The 15,596-nt window shown below is 64.7% G+C and carries 14 protein-coding genes, 1 tRNA gene and 1 pseudogene; 7 read left to right on the top strand and 9 right to left on the bottom strand.

The window, feature by feature from the left end:
* Nucleotides 1–15 precede the first annotated feature (15 nt).
* The 4 genes from ACFXS9_RS30035 (at nt 16) to ACFXS9_RS30050 (ending at nt 4,258) form a co-directional block, all read left to right on the top strand.
* On the top strand, nt 16–1,533 hold the full coding sequence (locus ACFXS9_RS30035) for an AMP-binding protein (protein ID WP_392695150.1): 1,518 nt from the start codon (nt 16–18) through the stop codon (nt 1,531–1,533).
* Between the two features lie 158 nt (nt 1,534–1,691).
* Nucleotides 1,692–2,663, top strand: a complete 972-nt coding sequence (locus ACFXS9_RS30040; protein WP_392695153.1) for a S1C family serine protease — start codon at nt 1,692–1,694, stop codon at nt 2,661–2,663.
* Between the two features lie 48 nt (nt 2,664–2,711).
* Nucleotides 2,712–3,785 (top strand): phospholipase, encoded by a 1,074-nt coding sequence (locus ACFXS9_RS30045; protein WP_392695155.1) that lies wholly within the window; start codon nt 2,712–2,714, stop codon nt 3,783–3,785.
* 266 nt (nt 3,786–4,051) lie between these two features.
* Nucleotides 4,052–4,258 carry a hypothetical protein gene (locus ACFXS9_RS30050; protein ID WP_334366488.1) on the top strand — a complete coding sequence of 69 codons (207 nt, stop codon included), beginning with the start codon at nt 4,052–4,054 and terminating at the stop codon, nt 4,256–4,258.
* 75 nt (nt 4,259–4,333) lie between these two features.
* Here ACFXS9_RS30050 and ACFXS9_RS30055 read toward each other — a convergent pair.
* The 4 genes and pseudogenes from ACFXS9_RS30055 to ACFXS9_RS30070 form a co-directional block, all read right to left on the bottom strand.
* A pseudogene (locus ACFXS9_RS30055) lies at nt 4,334–5,006 on the bottom strand (DsbA family protein).
* A 30-nt stretch (nt 5,007–5,036) separates the two neighbouring features.
* The gene (locus ACFXS9_RS30060) at nt 5,037–5,822 is read right to left on the bottom strand and encodes a sulfite exporter TauE/SafE family protein (protein ID WP_392700091.1); all 786 of its coding nucleotides are present in this window, start codon (nt 5,820–5,822) and stop codon (nt 5,037–5,039) included.
* Between the two features lie 99 nt (nt 5,823–5,921).
* Complete coding sequence (locus tag ACFXS9_RS30065) at nt 5,922–6,398, bottom strand: PaaI family thioesterase (protein ID WP_392695158.1); 477 nt, start codon at nt 6,396–6,398, stop codon at nt 5,922–5,924.
* 3 nt (nt 6,399–6,401) lie between these two features.
* On the bottom strand, nt 6,402–6,827 hold the full coding sequence (locus tag ACFXS9_RS30070; protein ID WP_392695161.1) for an acyl-CoA thioesterase: 426 nt from the start codon (nt 6,825–6,827) through the stop codon (nt 6,402–6,404).
* Between the two features lie 98 nt (nt 6,828–6,925).
* Between ACFXS9_RS30070 and ACFXS9_RS30075 the strand changes: the two genes are divergently transcribed.
* Nucleotides 6,926–7,522, top strand: coding sequence for a TetR/AcrR family transcriptional regulator (locus ACFXS9_RS30075; protein ID WP_392695163.1), 597 nt, complete (start codon nt 6,926–6,928; stop codon nt 7,520–7,522).
* A gap of 53 nt (nt 7,523–7,575) precedes the next feature.
* On the opposite strand, the gene ACFXS9_RS30080 is transcribed toward ACFXS9_RS30075, so the two are convergent.
* On the bottom strand, nt 7,576–8,049 hold the full coding sequence (locus ACFXS9_RS30080; protein ID WP_392695165.1) for a hypothetical protein: 474 nt from the start codon (nt 8,047–8,049) through the stop codon (nt 7,576–7,578).
* 251 nt (nt 8,050–8,300) lie between these two features.
* Between ACFXS9_RS30080 and ACFXS9_RS30085 the strand changes: the two genes are divergently transcribed.
* The gene (locus tag ACFXS9_RS30085) at nt 8,301–9,389 is read left to right on the top strand and encodes an AbrB family transcriptional regulator (RefSeq protein ID WP_392695167.1); all 1,089 of its coding nucleotides are present in this window, start codon (nt 8,301–8,303) and stop codon (nt 9,387–9,389) included.
* Nucleotides 9,390–10,221: 832 nt separating this feature from the next.
* Here the strand turns inward: ACFXS9_RS30085 and ACFXS9_RS30090 are convergent.
* The gene (locus ACFXS9_RS30090) at nt 10,222–10,782 is read right to left on the bottom strand and encodes a disulfide bond formation protein B (protein WP_392695169.1); all 561 of its coding nucleotides are present in this window, start codon (nt 10,780–10,782) and stop codon (nt 10,222–10,224) included.
* 152 nt (nt 10,783–10,934) lie between these two features.
* Here ACFXS9_RS30090 and ACFXS9_RS30095 point away from each other — a divergent pair.
* Nucleotides 10,935–11,019 (top strand) — tRNA-Leu (locus ACFXS9_RS30095).
* 196 nt (nt 11,020–11,215) lie between these two features.
* Here the strand turns inward: ACFXS9_RS30095 and ACFXS9_RS30100 are convergent.
* The 3 genes from ACFXS9_RS30100 to ACFXS9_RS30110 form a co-directional block, all read right to left on the bottom strand.
* Nucleotides 11,216–12,910: a caspase family protein gene (locus tag ACFXS9_RS30100; protein WP_392695172.1), complete on the bottom strand. Its 1,695-nt coding sequence runs from the start codon at nt 12,908–12,910 to the stop codon at nt 11,216–11,218.
* Nucleotides 12,907–13,434 (bottom strand): DUF3592 domain-containing protein, encoded by a 528-nt coding sequence (locus tag ACFXS9_RS30105; protein WP_392695174.1) that lies wholly within the window; start codon nt 13,432–13,434, stop codon nt 12,907–12,909. The genes ACFXS9_RS30100 and ACFXS9_RS30105 overlap by 4 nt, the downstream gene beginning before the upstream one ends.
* A 335-nt stretch (nt 13,435–13,769) precedes the next feature.
* A complete protein-coding gene (locus tag ACFXS9_RS30110; protein WP_392695176.1) occupies nt 13,770–15,560 on the bottom strand; it encodes a peptidoglycan-binding protein in 1,791 nt (596 codons plus the stop codon).
* Nucleotides 15,561–15,596 lie beyond the last annotated feature (36 nt).

Genomic DNA, 15,596 nt, shown 5'->3' on the forward strand with positions numbered 1-15,596 from the left:
CAACGGAAACGCCCCATGCTCATTCCCATCGCCGACGTGCCACGCTGGTATGCCGAACGGAAGCCGAAGGACACCATCGCGGTCAGTCACGGCGCCGATGCCATCACCTGGGAGCAGCTCGAGCGCAACGCCAATCGACGCGCCCACGCCTTCGCTGCCAAGGGCGTGAAGCCCGGCGATTTCGTCGCCATCGGGCTGCCCAACAGCAATGTGTTTTTCGAGACGACCTTTGCCGTGTGGAAATGCGGCGCGACGCCGACGTCGCTGACCTGGCGCCTGCCGCGCGGCGAGGCCGCAGCCGTGCTCGATATCCTCAAGCCATCGCTGGTGGTCGGCGGCCAGCCCGACTGGAATGCGCCGAATTCACTGCCAGCCGATTTCATGCCTGACGGCTTCTCGGACGAGCCTGTGAACAATCCGGTGGCGCGCTACTGGAAGGCGATGACCAGCGGCGGCTCGACCGGTCGGCCGAAAGTGATCCTCGATCACCGGCCCGCCGTGGTCGACACCGCTGGACCGGCGGCGCTCGGCATGCCACTCGGCGCTTCCCTGCTGAACCCCGGCCCGCTCTACCACAACGCGCCGTTCATCGTGTCGCACACGGCGCTGTTCAACGGCGGCCGCGTCACCGGCCTCGTCAAGTTCGACGCCGAGGAATGCTTGCGCCTGATCGAGACCAGCCGGGTACAGTGGGTCAATTTCGTGCCCACCATGATGCACCGGATCTGGGCGTTGCCCGAGGAGGTGCGCAACTGCTACGACCTATCGAGCCTGCAGATCGTGTTTCACATGGCCGCGCCGATGCCGCCATGGCTGAAGGAAAAATGGATCGAGTGGCTGGGGCCTCAGCGCATCTACGAACTCTATGGCGGCACCGAAGCACAGGGCGCCACGATTATATCGGGCGTTGAATGGCTCGAACACCGCGGCTCCGTCGGCAAGATCGGCGACACCTGCCGCCTAAGGATCATCGGCGAGGACGGCAACGATGTAGCACCCGGCGAGACCGGCGAGATTTATTTCCTGCCCAATGACGGCCCGGGCTCCACCTATCACTATCTCGGGGCCGAGCCGAAGCGCCGGCCGGACGGCTGGGAATCGCTCGGCGATATCGGCCGGCTCGACGCGGAAGGTTATCTCTATCTCGGCGATCGGCTCGCCGACATGATCCTGCGCGGCGGCGCCAACATCTATCCGGCCGAAGTCGAGGCTGCGGTATCGGCGCATCCCGATGTGCGCTCCTGCGTCGTCGTCGGCCTGCCCGATCCCGAATTCGGGCAGCGCGTGCACGCTATTCTCGAACTCGACCGGGGCACAGACGCGCAGACTATCGCCGACGGCATGGCTGTGTTCCTGGCCGACCGGCTCAGCCGCTACAAGCACCCGGAAAGTTTCGAGGCCGTCGATGTCGGCCTGCGCGACGATTCCGGCAAGGTTCGCCGCACGTTGCTGCGCGACGAGCGCGCCGGCTGGTTGAAGGAGAATCGCGATTTCCGGATCATGCCGGCCCGCGCGCGGGCAAATGTGGAATGATCCTTAACTGGCCCTGGAACAATTGTGAATCTGCCCCTTATGAGTCGCATGCCGGCCCATTTGGGGGACACTTTCAAGACGGCCGTTTGCAGCATAGACTGTGATGAATTTCCCGCGCTTTCGCCCGAAACGCGCTCCGGTTCGCCAGGAGACCATCCATGCCTTCTTTGACCGAATGGAGAGTGCCGCCCGCAAACCAGCCGCGCCCGGGCGATTACGCTTTCGACCTCGACAAAGCCCTGTCGTCGGTGGTCGGGCTGCATTCGATCATTCCACCCGATGCGTTCAGCGCCGAGACGCTCGGCACCGAACGCGCCGGCAATGGCGTCGTGATCGATGACGGGCTGGTGCTGACGATCGGCTACCTCATCACCGAGGCGGAGGCCGTCTGGCTGCACCGTAGCGACGGCCGCGTGGTGGAAGGCCACGCGCTCGGCTTCGATTTCGAGTCCGGCTTCGGCCTGGTGCAAGCCCTCGGCGACCTCGACCTCGATCCGCTGCCGCTCGGTACTTCCGCCACTGCTGCGATCGGCGACCGCGTCGTGGTCGGCGGCGCCGGCGGGCGGACGCGCTCGGTCGCCAGCCAGATCGCGGCAAAACAGGAATTCGCGGGCTATTGGGAATATCTGCTGGATGAGGCGATCTTCACCCATCCCGCGCATCCCAATTGGGGCGGCACCGGGCTGATCTCGAGCCGCGGCGAACTGATCGGCATTGGCTCGCTGCAGCTTGAACGCGAGCGCGACGGCAAGGCCGAACACGTCAACATGATCGTGCCGATCGACCTGTTGAAGCCGGTACTCGACGACATCAGGAAATTCGGCCGCGTCAACAAGCCGGCGCGACCGTGGCTCGGCATGTTCACCACCGAAATCGACAACCGCGTCGTGGTGGTGGGCATCGCCGGCAAGGGACCCGCGGCGCTCGCCGAACTGAAGACCGGCGACGTCATTCTCGCTGTCAATGGCGACAAGATCACCAGCCAGACCGGCTTCTATCGCAAGCTCTGGTCGCTCGGCAGTGCTGGCGTCGACGTACCGCTCACGGTCTACCACGAGGGCCTCACCTTCGACGTGGTGCTGGCCTCGACCGACCGCGCCAAGCTATTGAAGGCGCCAAGACTTCACTAGATCGAGACTTCACTGGATTGAGGCTGCATTGAAATAGGGGATGGCGTGATGGGTGAGGCCGTGGTGGACGACATCGTGGCCGTGCTGCCGCCGCTATTGCAATCGCTCGAAGCACTCGGCTTTGTCGCGCGCTACCTGAACCCACCTGATTTCGACCGCGTGATGGAGGCCGCAGGCCAGCCTGACGAGGCCTTGCGCGCGGTTCGGTCGAAGCTCGCAGAATGGCCGGCGGAGTTCGCAGATATCAAGACCTCCCTCGACGCGGCGAGCGATGCGGCACTCGCCGCGTTCGCTGCTCTGCGCGTCGTGCAAAATGGCAATGGCGATCTCGTTAGCGTGTTTCGCGCACTTCGCTACGCTCCGCGTGCGCAGGAGGCGCTATATGCGCTGGCTACAAAATTGCCGCCGGTGAGCGAGTTCTTCGTCGACCCGTCGCTGCGCGACAACGACGATCTCGCGGCGCGGCTGGCGGCGCCAGCCAATCCAAACACCGGCGTCTTTCACGATCATAACGAGCCGGGCAGCCGCGGCGGCTTCTCCGCCTACGTGCCGGAATATTACACCCCCGACCGCGCGCTTCCGCTGGTGATGGCGCTGCATGGCGGCAGCGGCAATGGCCGCGGTTTTCTGTGGAGCTGGCTGCGCGATGCCCGCAGCCGCGGCGCGATCCTGGTCGCCCCGACCGCGACCGGTTCGACCTGGGCACTGATGGGCGACGATACCGACACGCCGAATTTGATGCGCATCCTCGACGCCGTACGCTCGCGCTGGAACGTCGATCCCAGGCGGATGCTGCTGACCGGGATGAGCGATGGCGGCACGTTCTGCTATGTCACGGGATTCGAGAGCGCCTCGCCCTTCACGCACCTCGCGCCGGTCTCGGCAACGTTTCATCCGCTGATGGCAGAAATGGCCGATGCCGACAGGCTGCGTGGCCTGCCCGTTCATATCTTGCATGGCCGGCTGGACTGGATGTTTCCTGTACAGGTGGCGCGGCAGACAGCCCAAGCACTGTCGGCCGCGGGTGCCAACGTCATCTATCGCGAGCTCGACGATCTCAGCCACGCCTATCCGCGCGAGATGAATGCAGAGATATTGCAATGGCTGAACGGCCAGGCCTGACCACCGACGATGCTGTCGACACAATCTCGTCCGAATTTATCGTGCACGGCGCGAGGGGCCTCCCGCGTTCAGCGCCTCTGGCATGACGCGGGCGAACTGGTTGCGGCCCTGCAGATGGCCCGCGAAGTCGAGGACGCGCGCCGCGTGGCGCCACAGGGGCGGCACCTTCCGCCTCGGCTCCCCGCCCAGCGCCGCCGAAGGCGCGATCCTAGGTCGGGGAACCATCCCTCGTCCTCCGCGTTAGTGAGCGGTCACGGAGGTATCGCATGCGGACGTTTGTCGGAATGATTTTGGGCGCGCTGCTGCTGGTTTTCGGCGTCTATGTCTACGATTCCATGCGGACGTCGAGCGTCGCCAGCGGCCAGGTCGCGCAGGCCAATCGCACCCTCGTCAACTGGGATGTCGTGGCAGAGGACTGGAAGGCGCTGAAAACGCGCGCCCACGACGATTGGGTCAAGCTCTCGTCGCGATAATTGCTTGATAACTTCCTGGCGAGATCAATCGCAACATTCAAACGCCGTCGTCCCGAACGACGGCGTTTTGACGCTCTAATTGCTTTTCTTCGCCTTGCGCGCGTCGGCAATCACCATCTCGAATTCCGCCATGGTCAGGATTCCCGGCACGCGGAACTTGCCGACGATGAAGGACGGCGTTCCCTTGAATCCGAAGGCTACCGCCTGGTCGTGGTTGCGGGCGAGAATGGTGTCGATTGCCTTCGCATTCGAAGTGAGGTCGCGGTTGAGACGGTCCATATCGATGCCGGCGCCTGCCACCAGTTCGCGGATGCGCGGTTCGGTCAATTTCGAACTGACGCCGATCATCGCCTCGTGCGCCGGCAGGTATTTGTCCTGATACTTGGCGGCGAGCGCCACCCCGCGCCGCGTACTTTGAGACGTCGCCCAGGATCGGCCAGTCCTTCAGCACCAGGCGGACCTTGCCGTCGTCCTGCACCACCTGCTGGATCTCGGGCGCGATCTTGCGACAATACGGGCAGTTGTAGTCGAACCATTCGACGATGTTGATGTCGCCGTCGAGATTGCCGGTCGCGGGAGCGTCGGGGTCGCGGAGCACCAGGGCTTCGGTCAGGACGTCGTCGCCTTGCGCGAACGCCGCACGCGACATGCCCGCGCCGAACAGGGCCACGCCCGCGCCGAGCAAGCCAAGCGCTTCGCGCCGCGTCGAGCCTGGGATCGTCCCGGCCGGATTATTCAATCGCTTCATCTGAGTCTCGCCAAGGGCTGCATTTCCTGTCTACGGCTGAGATAGGGATATGTTACGCGCCAGCATATAGAGCGCCACGGCAATAATGACCACGGCGAACACGATGTTGAGCGCGCCGCGGCGCTCGGCAAGTTGCCGCGCCGAACGCGTGCCGGCCAGTCCGCCTGCGAGGCCGCCCGCCACGAACAGTCCCGCCAATGCCCACGACACCAGCCCGGACCAGGCATAGCTGGCAGCCGTGGTCAGGCCGAACGCGGTAACCGCGACCAGCGAGGAGGAGACCGCGTTCATGATCGGCATGCCGGTCGCCAGCATCAGGGCCGGCACGATCAGGAATCCGCCGCCGATGCCGAAGAATCCCGACACCGTTCCGGTGGTGAGGCCGAGGCCGACAATAGCCGGCATGTTCGCCATCGAGACCTTGACGTCAGGCAGGCCGATCCGCGAGCGCGTCTTCAGCATCAACAGCGCGATGACGATCATCACCAGCGCGAATAGCGCCAATAGCCGCTGACCGTCCATCATCTTGCCGAGGATCGAGCCGCCGAACGCGCCGGCCATGCCGGCCGCGGCGAAGATCAGCGCGCAGGACCAGATCACGGTGCCGCCGCGCGCATGGTTGGACAGGTTGAGCGCGGCGTTGGCGGCCACCGCAATCGCGCTGGTGCCGATCGCCATATGGGGCTCTGCCACGCCGACCACATAGACCATCAGCGGCACCGCCAGGATCGAGCCGCCGCCGCCGACCAGGCCAAGCGAGAAGCCGACCAGCATCCCCGACGCCAGTCCCAGCACGCCTTGCGCCGTGGAGATAATCAAGTTGAAAGACTCTGTTGCACGGCGCAACCATAGAAGGATTTTCTTCAGATCGCCATGGCCGCAGCACAAAGCTGCACTGCAATACACATCAGCCGATCAGGCTGCGACATGCCCCCTCTCTGGCGAAGCGCCCTCGCGGCTGGTCAGCGCCATCAGCGTGCCGGTCATGGTCGCGATCAGCGTCTCCTTGCCGTCATCCGCCGCATAGGCGCGGGCCTCGCACACCGTCAGCGTGCGGCCGGGCTTGACGACGCTGGCACGGAACGCGAACCGCTCGCCGCGCGCCGGCGCCAGCAAGTTGGTCTTGAATTCCACGGTGAGAATCCCCGCACCCGGCGGCATCAGCGTGAAGGCGGCGACGCCGCAGGCGTTGTCGAGCGCCGCCGTGATGATGCCGGCGTGGATGAAGCCGTGCTGCTGGGTGAGGTCGAGCGAATAATCCATCGCCAGATCGACCTCGCCCGGCTCCAGCCGCGCGATCGAAATGCCGAGCGTCTTCATCGCGCGCTGCTGCTCGAACATGGCGGTGGCGACCGCGCGATAATCCGGGTTCTTCGGCTCGAAGCGCGGCATGGGTCACGCCATCGCCGGTTCGAGATGCCGCTTTGCGGCGTCGCGGATCACGGGAGCGAACGGGATCGACTTGCGCGCCTGCCGGTCCATGTGGACGCCGACGAATTCGCAAGTCGCGGCGATTTCGCCGGTTTCGGCGTTACGCATCTCGTGGACGAAGCGGATCGACTTGTCGCGAACCTCGAGCACCTGGCTCCTGACCTCGATGATATCGCCGGCCAGGAATTCGCGCTTGTAGGTGATGTTCTGCTGCACGGCGGCCATGCCGCGGCCGGAGTTGCGCAAGTACGACGGCGTCAGCCCGAGCCGGGCGAACAGATTCCAGTTCGCTTCGTCGAACTTGCCGACATACCACATGATGTTCATGTGCCCGACATGATCGCATTGCCACGGATAGACCGTGCCGCGATAGGTCGCGTCCGTCTCCATCGTTTGCTCCCGCTCTTTTGTCTCTTGATACGGTAGCGTATCAGACGCTCTCCGGGTTAGCAATACGGTACCGTATCAACACTCCGTGGGACCGGACCATGAGCGATGCCAAAGGAGAGGCGCGAACCGGAGAGGCGCGTGCCGGCGAGGTTCGCCACGAGAGCTGGATCGAGGCTGGCTTTGAGGAAATCGCCCGGACCGGCGTCGAGGGCGTACGGGTTGAGGTGCTGGCCAAGAACCTCGGCGTCACCAAGGGCGGCTTTTACCGCCGCTTCCGCGACCGCGCGGCCCTGCTTGACGCCATGCTGCAGCACTGGAGCGCGGGCCGCATCGCCGCGATCGAGAAACAGACCAGCCTCGACGGCGCGACCGCGCGCGAGCGGCTGAAGGCGCTGATCGCGCTCTATTCCGAGCGCATGAACACCGAGGCCATGGCGGTCGAACTGGCGATCCGGCAATGGGCACGATCCGACGAGCTGGCGGCCAATGCGGTGGCGAGCGTGGACGCCGCGCGGCTGAAGAATGTCGGGCATCTCTATCGCGCGACGGGACTGGCGGCCGAGGAGGCCGACGCGCAGGCGTTCCTGTTCTACTGCTTCGTGTTCGGGCAGAGCCTGCTGTTTCTCGAACGCGGCCAGCGCAAGCGCGCGCAACTGGTGGCGAAGTCGGCCGAGACGTTGCTCCGCGGGTTGTAAGCGGAATTGTAGGCGCGGCCGAAACCTCCGGCCGCGCCCGCATCGATTGCTGGCTAGGCCGAGCCCTTCAGCTTCTTGTTGCATTCGCTGTAATAGCCGCCGCCCTTCTGGACCCACTTCATCCCGCCGTTGGCGTTGCTGGCCTTGTTGGCGTTGTATTGATCGAGGCAGGTGTGGAAACGCTGCTTCGTCGCCGTCTCCTTCGAATATTTTGCGTCGACCGCGCTCGGAAAAGTCGTGGGGCCGGATGGCGCAGCCGCAGGTGCGGCTTCCTTCTTGGCAGCCGTCTTCTCTTCCTTCGGCGCGGCGGCCGGAGCCGCGGCGGCGGCAGCGGGCGCGGCGTCGGCGCCGCACTGGGCTTTCCGGAAATCGTTCCACTTCTGGCCGCCGAGCGTGCCGGCGGCCTTTGCGGCCTGGTATTTGGCGCTGCATTCCTGCGCCGTCAGGGCATTCGCCTGCGAGGTCATCGCAAACGCAGCCAATGCCGACAGCGCACACGCGCCCAGTATTTTTGCTTGGATAGTCATCCCTGGTCTCCTTAGGGCAGTAGTCATCTGCGGCGACCATCCTAGCGCAACCACAGCTTGCGACAACGCATCGGACGAACCCTGCGGTAAAAATTTTCTGACGGCGAACAGGCGCGATCCGCCGTCGCATTCAGCCCGCGTTCAGCCAAGGCCACGGTACGTTTGTGCAGGCATTGTGCAGGCCTCCTCCCTGCATTGCTGCAATCGCGTGGCGCATTTGTCCGGTGCAAGCGGATTTGCCATAAGGCGGCGTGAGCCTGATCCCCGCCTCTATATCCTCCGCCATGTCCGACCGCGCCAAGATTCTCGGCACGCTCGAGACGCTCGTCATCGGCGCCGCCGGCGGCCTCTTGTTTCTGTGGCTCAACCTGCCGGGCGGGCTGATTTCCGGCGCGATGGCCGCGGTGGGCATCGCCGCGCTGGCAGGGCGGCCGGTCACCATGCCGGCGATCCTGACGCAGAGCGTTTTGGTGCTGCTCGGCATCATGCTGGGCTCGCTGGTGTCGCGGCAATTGATCCAGCACATCAGCGCCTATCCCCTGACCATCGGCCTGTTGGCGCTGGCGACGTTCTGCTCGACCTTCGGCTCGAGTTTCTATCTGCAGCGCGTACACGGCTGGGACCAGACCTCGGCGCTGCTGGCGGGAAGTCCCGGTGCGCTGTCGCAGATCACCGTGCTCGCCGCCGAGAAGGGCGCAGATGTCGCGGCAATCGCCGTGGTGCAAACCATGCGCGTAATCATCCTGACCGCCGCCCTGCCGCTGCTGCTCGCCTTCACCGGCGTGGCGCCGAGCGCGCCCATGGAGCTGATCAGCCTCGTCGTCGCCTCGCCGCTCGAGCTCGGCGTGCTGGCGGCCGCTGCCATCGCCGTCGCGCTGCTGCTGCGGCTCGCCAAATTTCCGGCGAGCTGGATGTTCGGCGCGATGATCGCTTCCGCCGCGCTGCACGGCACCGGCCTGATCGAGGGCGGCCTGCCGCCCTGGATGCGCGGCGTGGCGCTGGTCGGCATCGGCGCCGTGATCGGCACGCGCTTTGTGCGGATCAGCAAGTCGACGCTGCTCAGCCACATCAATGCCGGGCTCGGCTCGTTTGCGGTCGCGATTCTCATCTCCGCCATTTTCGTCACGGTGATCATGCTGGCCACCGATGTGCGCTTCGCCGACGTCGTCGTGGCGTTTGCACCAGGCGCGATGGACGCCATGCTGGCGCTGGCGCTCACGCTGCATATCGATCCGATCTTCGTCGGCGCCCACCATCTGTCGCGCTTCGTGTTCGTCTCGATCACCACGCCCGGCATCGTGCACCTGTTCGGCCGCCCGCAGGAGGACGTGGACGATTAGACGAGGTCGATCTTTTGCGGCCTATCCACTCGTCGTCCCGGCGAATGCAGGGACCCAATCCCGCTCGCGATTGTCGACGGGATCGCGGCTCCGGCTTCATGTCCCAATCCGCATTTGTGGTTATGGGTCCCTGCGTTCGCAGGGACGACGCACTGAATACGACTTCGCGATCTCGCGACGCATTGCGCCCGAGGTTTGCTTTAGAACTTCCCGCCCTCTTGTTCAGAGGGCGCAGGGAAGACCGGGTGCGCGCCGCACCCGCGGTCTCGTGTGCAATTGCGCATAGGAAGAACGCACACGAGCATACAGGTACAGCGGGAGCATCCCGGCCTTCCCTGCGCAATGGCTTTACGGCTTACTTCGTGCTCTTCCCGGAGAACGGCTCTTTTGCCTCCGTCGCCGACGGGATATTCCCGCCAACTTAGCGCCAGCACCGCGGCGCCCGAACCACACGACTTCGCCGTACGCTTCCTGCGCGTACGTCGAGCGCGCATTCAGCGTCCACCGCATCTCACCGCACGTTCGTGACGATGGCCAACGCCCCTCATCTGCCGTGAGACGGTCGGAGTTATGCGACTGATTTGGGTGCGAACGAAAGCGGAATATTTTTGATTCCTTTTGTTTCCTGGGCTTGACATGATTTCGGAAAATCAGAATTGATTTGCCCGTCGTGTTGATTTGTCGCAGCGTTGCATCGAGATTGCGTTTGCACGCCAGGCAAATCAGTCGCCAGTCTCGTAGGGTGGGCAAAGCGGAAGCGTGCCCACCATCACTTGCACCGGAATTGGAATGGTGGGCACGGCGCTATCGCGCCTTTACCCACCCTACGGCGCTACGCGGCTGCCCGCTTGGCCGACACGATGCCCCACATGGCGATCGCCGCCATCGCCAGCGAGATCAGCACATTGTAGCCGGCAAGCGAGAGCCCGAGGAAGCGCCACTGCACCTCGTCACAACGGATCACCTTCACCGTGTCGAGACGCTGCAGCAGCGTGCCGGCGCTGCCGAGATCGGCCAGCGGGCCGGAGCAATCGGTCGGGCCCTGCCAGAATTGCCATTCGACGCCGGCGTGATAGCCGCCGAGCCAGGCATTGCCGAGCGCCGCGAGCAGCAGCACGGCAAACCCGGCCAGCGCTACCTGCCGCGGCGCCCCGCGCGAGGCGGCAAAGGCGACCAGGAGGCCGAGCGGGACCGCCAGATAATAGGCGTAGCGCTGTTCGAGGCAGAGCGGACAGGGGCGGATATCCAGCACGAGCTGGAAGAACCAGGCGCCTGCCAGCGTCGCCGCGGCGACGACCGCAATCGCCAGCGCCGCGACGACGACCGGATCGGCGGAATGGCGCGCGTGCGACGAATGGAGGGCATCTGACGTCACGGATGTTCTCCGGAGCATGGGTCCATGCTCAAAGTAGGCATCAGCCTCCTATCCCGCCACCGCCCAAGTGTCGAGACACCCACAATCACTTCCACGCGGGTTGACCCGGAAGCGCCGCCCGCTATATTCCGCCGGCTTCGCCGCACCGGCCTCCCGGCCCGCGACCGAAGGCCCCTGTGGCGGAACTGGTAGACGCGCTCGACTCAAAATCGAGTTCCGCAAGGAGTGCTGGTTCGATTCCGGCCAGGGGCACCACGCTTCGCCCTCGCGGGCTACGCGTGGCGCAGCCACGGCGCTGCAGCCGAAGCGTGCCCGGCATAGCGCGAAGGGCAACGACGAGCGACATCGTCCCTCAATCGACCGTGCCACGCGCACAACGGGTTTGTCATATTTTCCACAGACGAGCTATCTATCCAACTCGGACGTGTTTTCTGTGCGCGATTGATACGCCTCACCGCGAAGCTGTCGCTGCGGTACGGAAATAAAAGGGCTCGCTCGGCAGCGAGCCGTAGACAAAAGGCTCCTGCTGCCGTCCGGTTGCGGTCATCACATCATCACGGACGAAGCGAAAGAGCATGGAGATCTCCAGCCCCGGCTGCTTCAGCCGATTGAGCAGCGCTTTCATGAACGGAGAGTTGTCGTCGTCCCCGTCATGCGCCACCTGACCGGCTTTCGCCGCATAGGCGATCATGGTCCCGCCCTCGGGCTCCACGCGCGCCAGCCCCGTTCCGAGCGAGCGCGTGCTGTTGGTGAAGCGCATCTGCGGCCCGAAAGGATTGTCCCGGCATGCATCCAGCACGATGAGCCGCAATCCCCGCACGCCTTCGATTGCGGTGCTGAGTTCGTCGATCGACACTGCTTCAAGGCGCACGTCGCGATCGGTCTTCAACTGCGCATCGACAGGTGCGAGCCAGTTGATTCCGCCCATCTCGAGTCCGTGGCCGGCAAAATAGATGACGGCCCAGTCAGACGTTTCCGCCTCTCTGGCGAAGGCTCGCAGGGCGGCAAACATCTGTTCGCGCGTCTGATCGCGCAGCAGCGTCACCTTGCGGAAGCCAAGCGAGTCGAATTCCGCCGCCAGCGCTTCAGCGTCGCGGCCCGCATTCTTGAGGGGTGAAACGTTCTGATAGGCGGCATTGCCGATCACCAGCGCAACCCGATTGTTGCGCTCGCGCGACGGCGTTGCGCCCGGCGCGACCGGTTCGCCGCGGGGCGGCGCCATTGCGCTATCCACCTCGCGCACAAGCTGCTCCGCCTCGCGGAACACGTCGGCGGCGTCGGGGCTGGACAGCGGCAGCCGGCGCGCTGTGGACAGCGCATCCCGTGCGGCCGTGACATTGTTCGTTCGGGCCAATGCCACGCTCTTGAGGGCAAACGCTTCCGCATTGTTCGGGTCGATCTTGAGCAGCGCACCCAGCACAGGAAGGGATTCCGAATAGCGCTTCATCGCCACGAGGGATTTGCCGTGCAGCAGGCCAATGTCGGAGTACATCTTCTGCTGCGAAAAATTGCTGGTGGCCCGGGTGGCGCGAGCCCGCGCAACCTGTTGGAGCGCCTCATCGGGACGGCCGAGTTGCAGCAGGAAGTCAGCTTGATTAATGAAATTGTAGACATCGCCAGGTTGCAGCCTGGCCGCCTGGTCGAGATCGGCCCGACTCTCCGCGATGTTGCCACGCCGGACGAACGCCGCGGCGCGATTGCGCAGCGCTCCGGCGCGGTCGGAATTGCTGTTCGCCATGGCGAACGCCTGGGTGGCGTCCTTGATCGCGAGATCGAATTGGCCGAGTCCACTGCGGATCGTGCTCCGGTTCAGCCAGGCGTCGACGAAGGATGGGTTATCTTCAAGTGACCGGTCGCAGTTCGCCAGTGCATTGCTGTAGTCGTGCCGCAGGATGAACTTGTAGCACCGATTGTAGTAGGCAGTAGCGCGCTCGCGTTTTGGAATGCCGCGCGTGTTGATGATCGCCATACAAGCTGTGACCCCGGCCTCGCCGTCGTTCGTCTGGCAGGTGTGCCAGAGCTTTGCGCGATTGTCGGAAGGTGCGGCCTCGGATGCGCCGGCACCGGGCAACATCAGCGCAAGCGCTAGCACCATGGCATGGCCCGGCCGGGCTGCCTGCCGATGACCGAACGGAAGCGCGATCATGAACGTGTCCTATTGGGGACGGCGACTTGCCGCCGCCCCGGCGAACCAGCCACATCCGCCAGATGCGATGGCTGGTCGAGAGCCCGCGCCACCCTCTTGATCAGCACGATCATGACCGTTGCGACGAACAGGAAAATCGACCCGATGAAAGCCAGGATGATCGGCATCATCCAAAGCGGCAGCACGCCCAGGATGGCGGCCGATTCCGGCACGCCGGGATCGTAAACAACAGGCACTTCCTGCCCGGTGCGGTAAAGGGGCGGATTGGTTCGCAGGCCGGACTGGAATTCGACGGTCCTGCCGTCAATGGTGTCGAAACGCACAATTGGCGTAAAGAGATAGCCCTTGTTCTCGCTGTCGCGCACGCGCAGCATCTCGATCACGGTACCCTGTGTTTCAACGGCGCGGGCGAGCCACGCTTTCGTGCTCCAGACGCTAAAGCCCGCGCCGAGCAGCAGCAGCAGCCCGATCGGTATCAGCGCGAACCTTGCGAGACGGCTGAGAAAAACTGCAGGATCTTCCATGAAAAGACGCGCCCTGCGGCAAGCACTGTTGTAGGCGTGGATGTGTCTTGGCGCGGACCGAAAGGTTCAATGCCCCGAACAGGTGTCATGGCACCAGCGGCGAGCACAACTCCCGAGCAGCGGGTAGCGGACGCACCGAGGTTTACTCTTCCAACCTCCGGCCTTCCCTCATTTCTTCCCGAACGCGCCGATCAGCCCGCCGAGCAGCTTCGATGCGATTCCGCCGAGCGCGCCGAAGCCGCCGGTGGCGCCGATCACGCCGGTGATGATCGGAATCAAGGTTGCCATGGTCGAGCCTGAGACTGGCGCGGTTGTGGTTGGCGCCTGACCGGCGATCACTCCCAGATTGAAGGGCAGATTGAGAATGCCGGCCGACTGCAGCAGGGTGACGATGCCGAGCATGCCGGCAGAAAGCTGTACGCTCGGCCGCGACATGGCCGGCGCGAGCGGCTCGGCGGGCTTGTCCGGTTTTTCGGTACCGGGAATGGCTTGCCGGTCAGCCGCTCGTACAGCAGCGGCATCAGCACGGTGATGAGATCGACCGGCGCAGCGGCGCCAGGCTGTTGCGGCGTTGCCGGCTGCGAGACGACCGGCGCCGGGACGGTGTTGACCGGTTGCGCGAGCACCGGCGCGTTGGCAATCGGCGCGACCGCCGGCGCCGGCTTGCCGGTCGCAAGCACGGTAAGAAGCTGCGCGATGTCGAGCTGCTTGCCGGTGAGCGCCGACTGCAGAATCAGCGGCAGCAGCAGTTCGAGGCCTTGGCCCGGCTTGGCAGGATCGGCGGCCATCGGTTTCTCCTTCGATAGCAACATGAGAATGAGCGGGAGCAGGTGCTGCAGGTCGAGCGCGGGAGCGCCAGCGGCCGGACCCGTCTCCACCACCGCGACACCGGGCTTGACCGTTTCGGCCGCAAGCGAAACGCCGAGCGCCGCCGCCGTCTCCGGCCCGACCGCGCCATCGACGACCATGCCCTCGGCTTCCTGGAAACGCAGCACGGCGGCTTGCGTGTTCAATCCGAACTCGCCGTCGATCAGACCGGGATCGAAGCCTTTGGCGGCCAGTGCCGCCTGAATGCGCGCAACCACGGCCATATCCATGTTTGGCGCGCCGAGCTCGTAGATGACGGCAGGCGGGTTGACCTTGATCGGCGCGGCACTGTCATAGGAGATGCCGGGAACCAGGATGCCGGTGTGCCAGCCGCGGCCATGCACCGTGTCGGCCACCACGCCGTAACGCCGGCCCTTTGCCTCGATGGTACCGCCATTGCCGTCGCATACTGCGATGTGGCCCATCTTGCCCGGACCCGGCGGATAGCGGAGCACGATGCCGCCGACGGTCGCGGCTGCCTCCTCCACCGAAACGCGTTTTCCCAGCCGCTCGAGGTCAGTCTTCCAGGCGCCGGTATAGGCATCGGCCTTCGCCGGCTGTGCCGTGTGGTCAACGCAGCCGTAAAGCGTGCCGGCTTCCTGATAGACCAGCCACGAGACAAACTCGGCGCAGTCCCACGGGCCATGCCAATCCGGATCGTCCTTCGGCACCTGCGTGTTGACGTATTGCTCGCCGATATGGGCGCGGGCGCGCTGCACCAGGCCCGCCCCCGAAGGCACACCGCTCGCGGGTGGCTGGACAACGGCTATCGCCGGCAGACCATTTAGGAAGGCGTCGGCGCTGCCGGCTTTGTACATTTGATGGGCCTGACGCCACTGCTCCTCGGTCAGGTTATTGCCTTTGCCCGACTCGCGCCCTGCGATGGCTTTCAGCAGGGCAATCGCCTGCACGGGATCGTCGACCATCTCCTTTGTCAGGATGGCGTTCGCGTCATAGCCCGGCACGCCGAAACCGTGGGCGCCGGTCCACTTCGTTCCGGCCTCGCCGATCCGCATGCCGACATAGCTGCGCGACAACAGGTCGAAGTTCGAGGCGGCGCCGTTCACCGGCGAGGGAAAGCGCGCGATCTTGTGGCCGCCGCCGATGATGCCATAGCCGGTCTGGCCGAACCGCGCGGCGCGCGCGCTGGGATATTGAGCGCCGGGATTGTTGTAGCGGAACGAAGCGACCTCGCTGCCTGCAACGTCGTCGCGATTGTCAGCCGTTGAGGGGTCGGTAGACCTGCCGATTTGACCCATTGCGCGCTCCCCCGTTGGTGTGCCTGTTGCCGGTTT

It is taken from the genome of Bradyrhizobium sp. RDI18, assembly GCF_043203335.1.
In the GTDB taxonomy this organism is placed as follows: Bacteria; Pseudomonadota; Alphaproteobacteria; order Rhizobiales; family Xanthobacteraceae; genus Bradyrhizobium; species Bradyrhizobium retamae.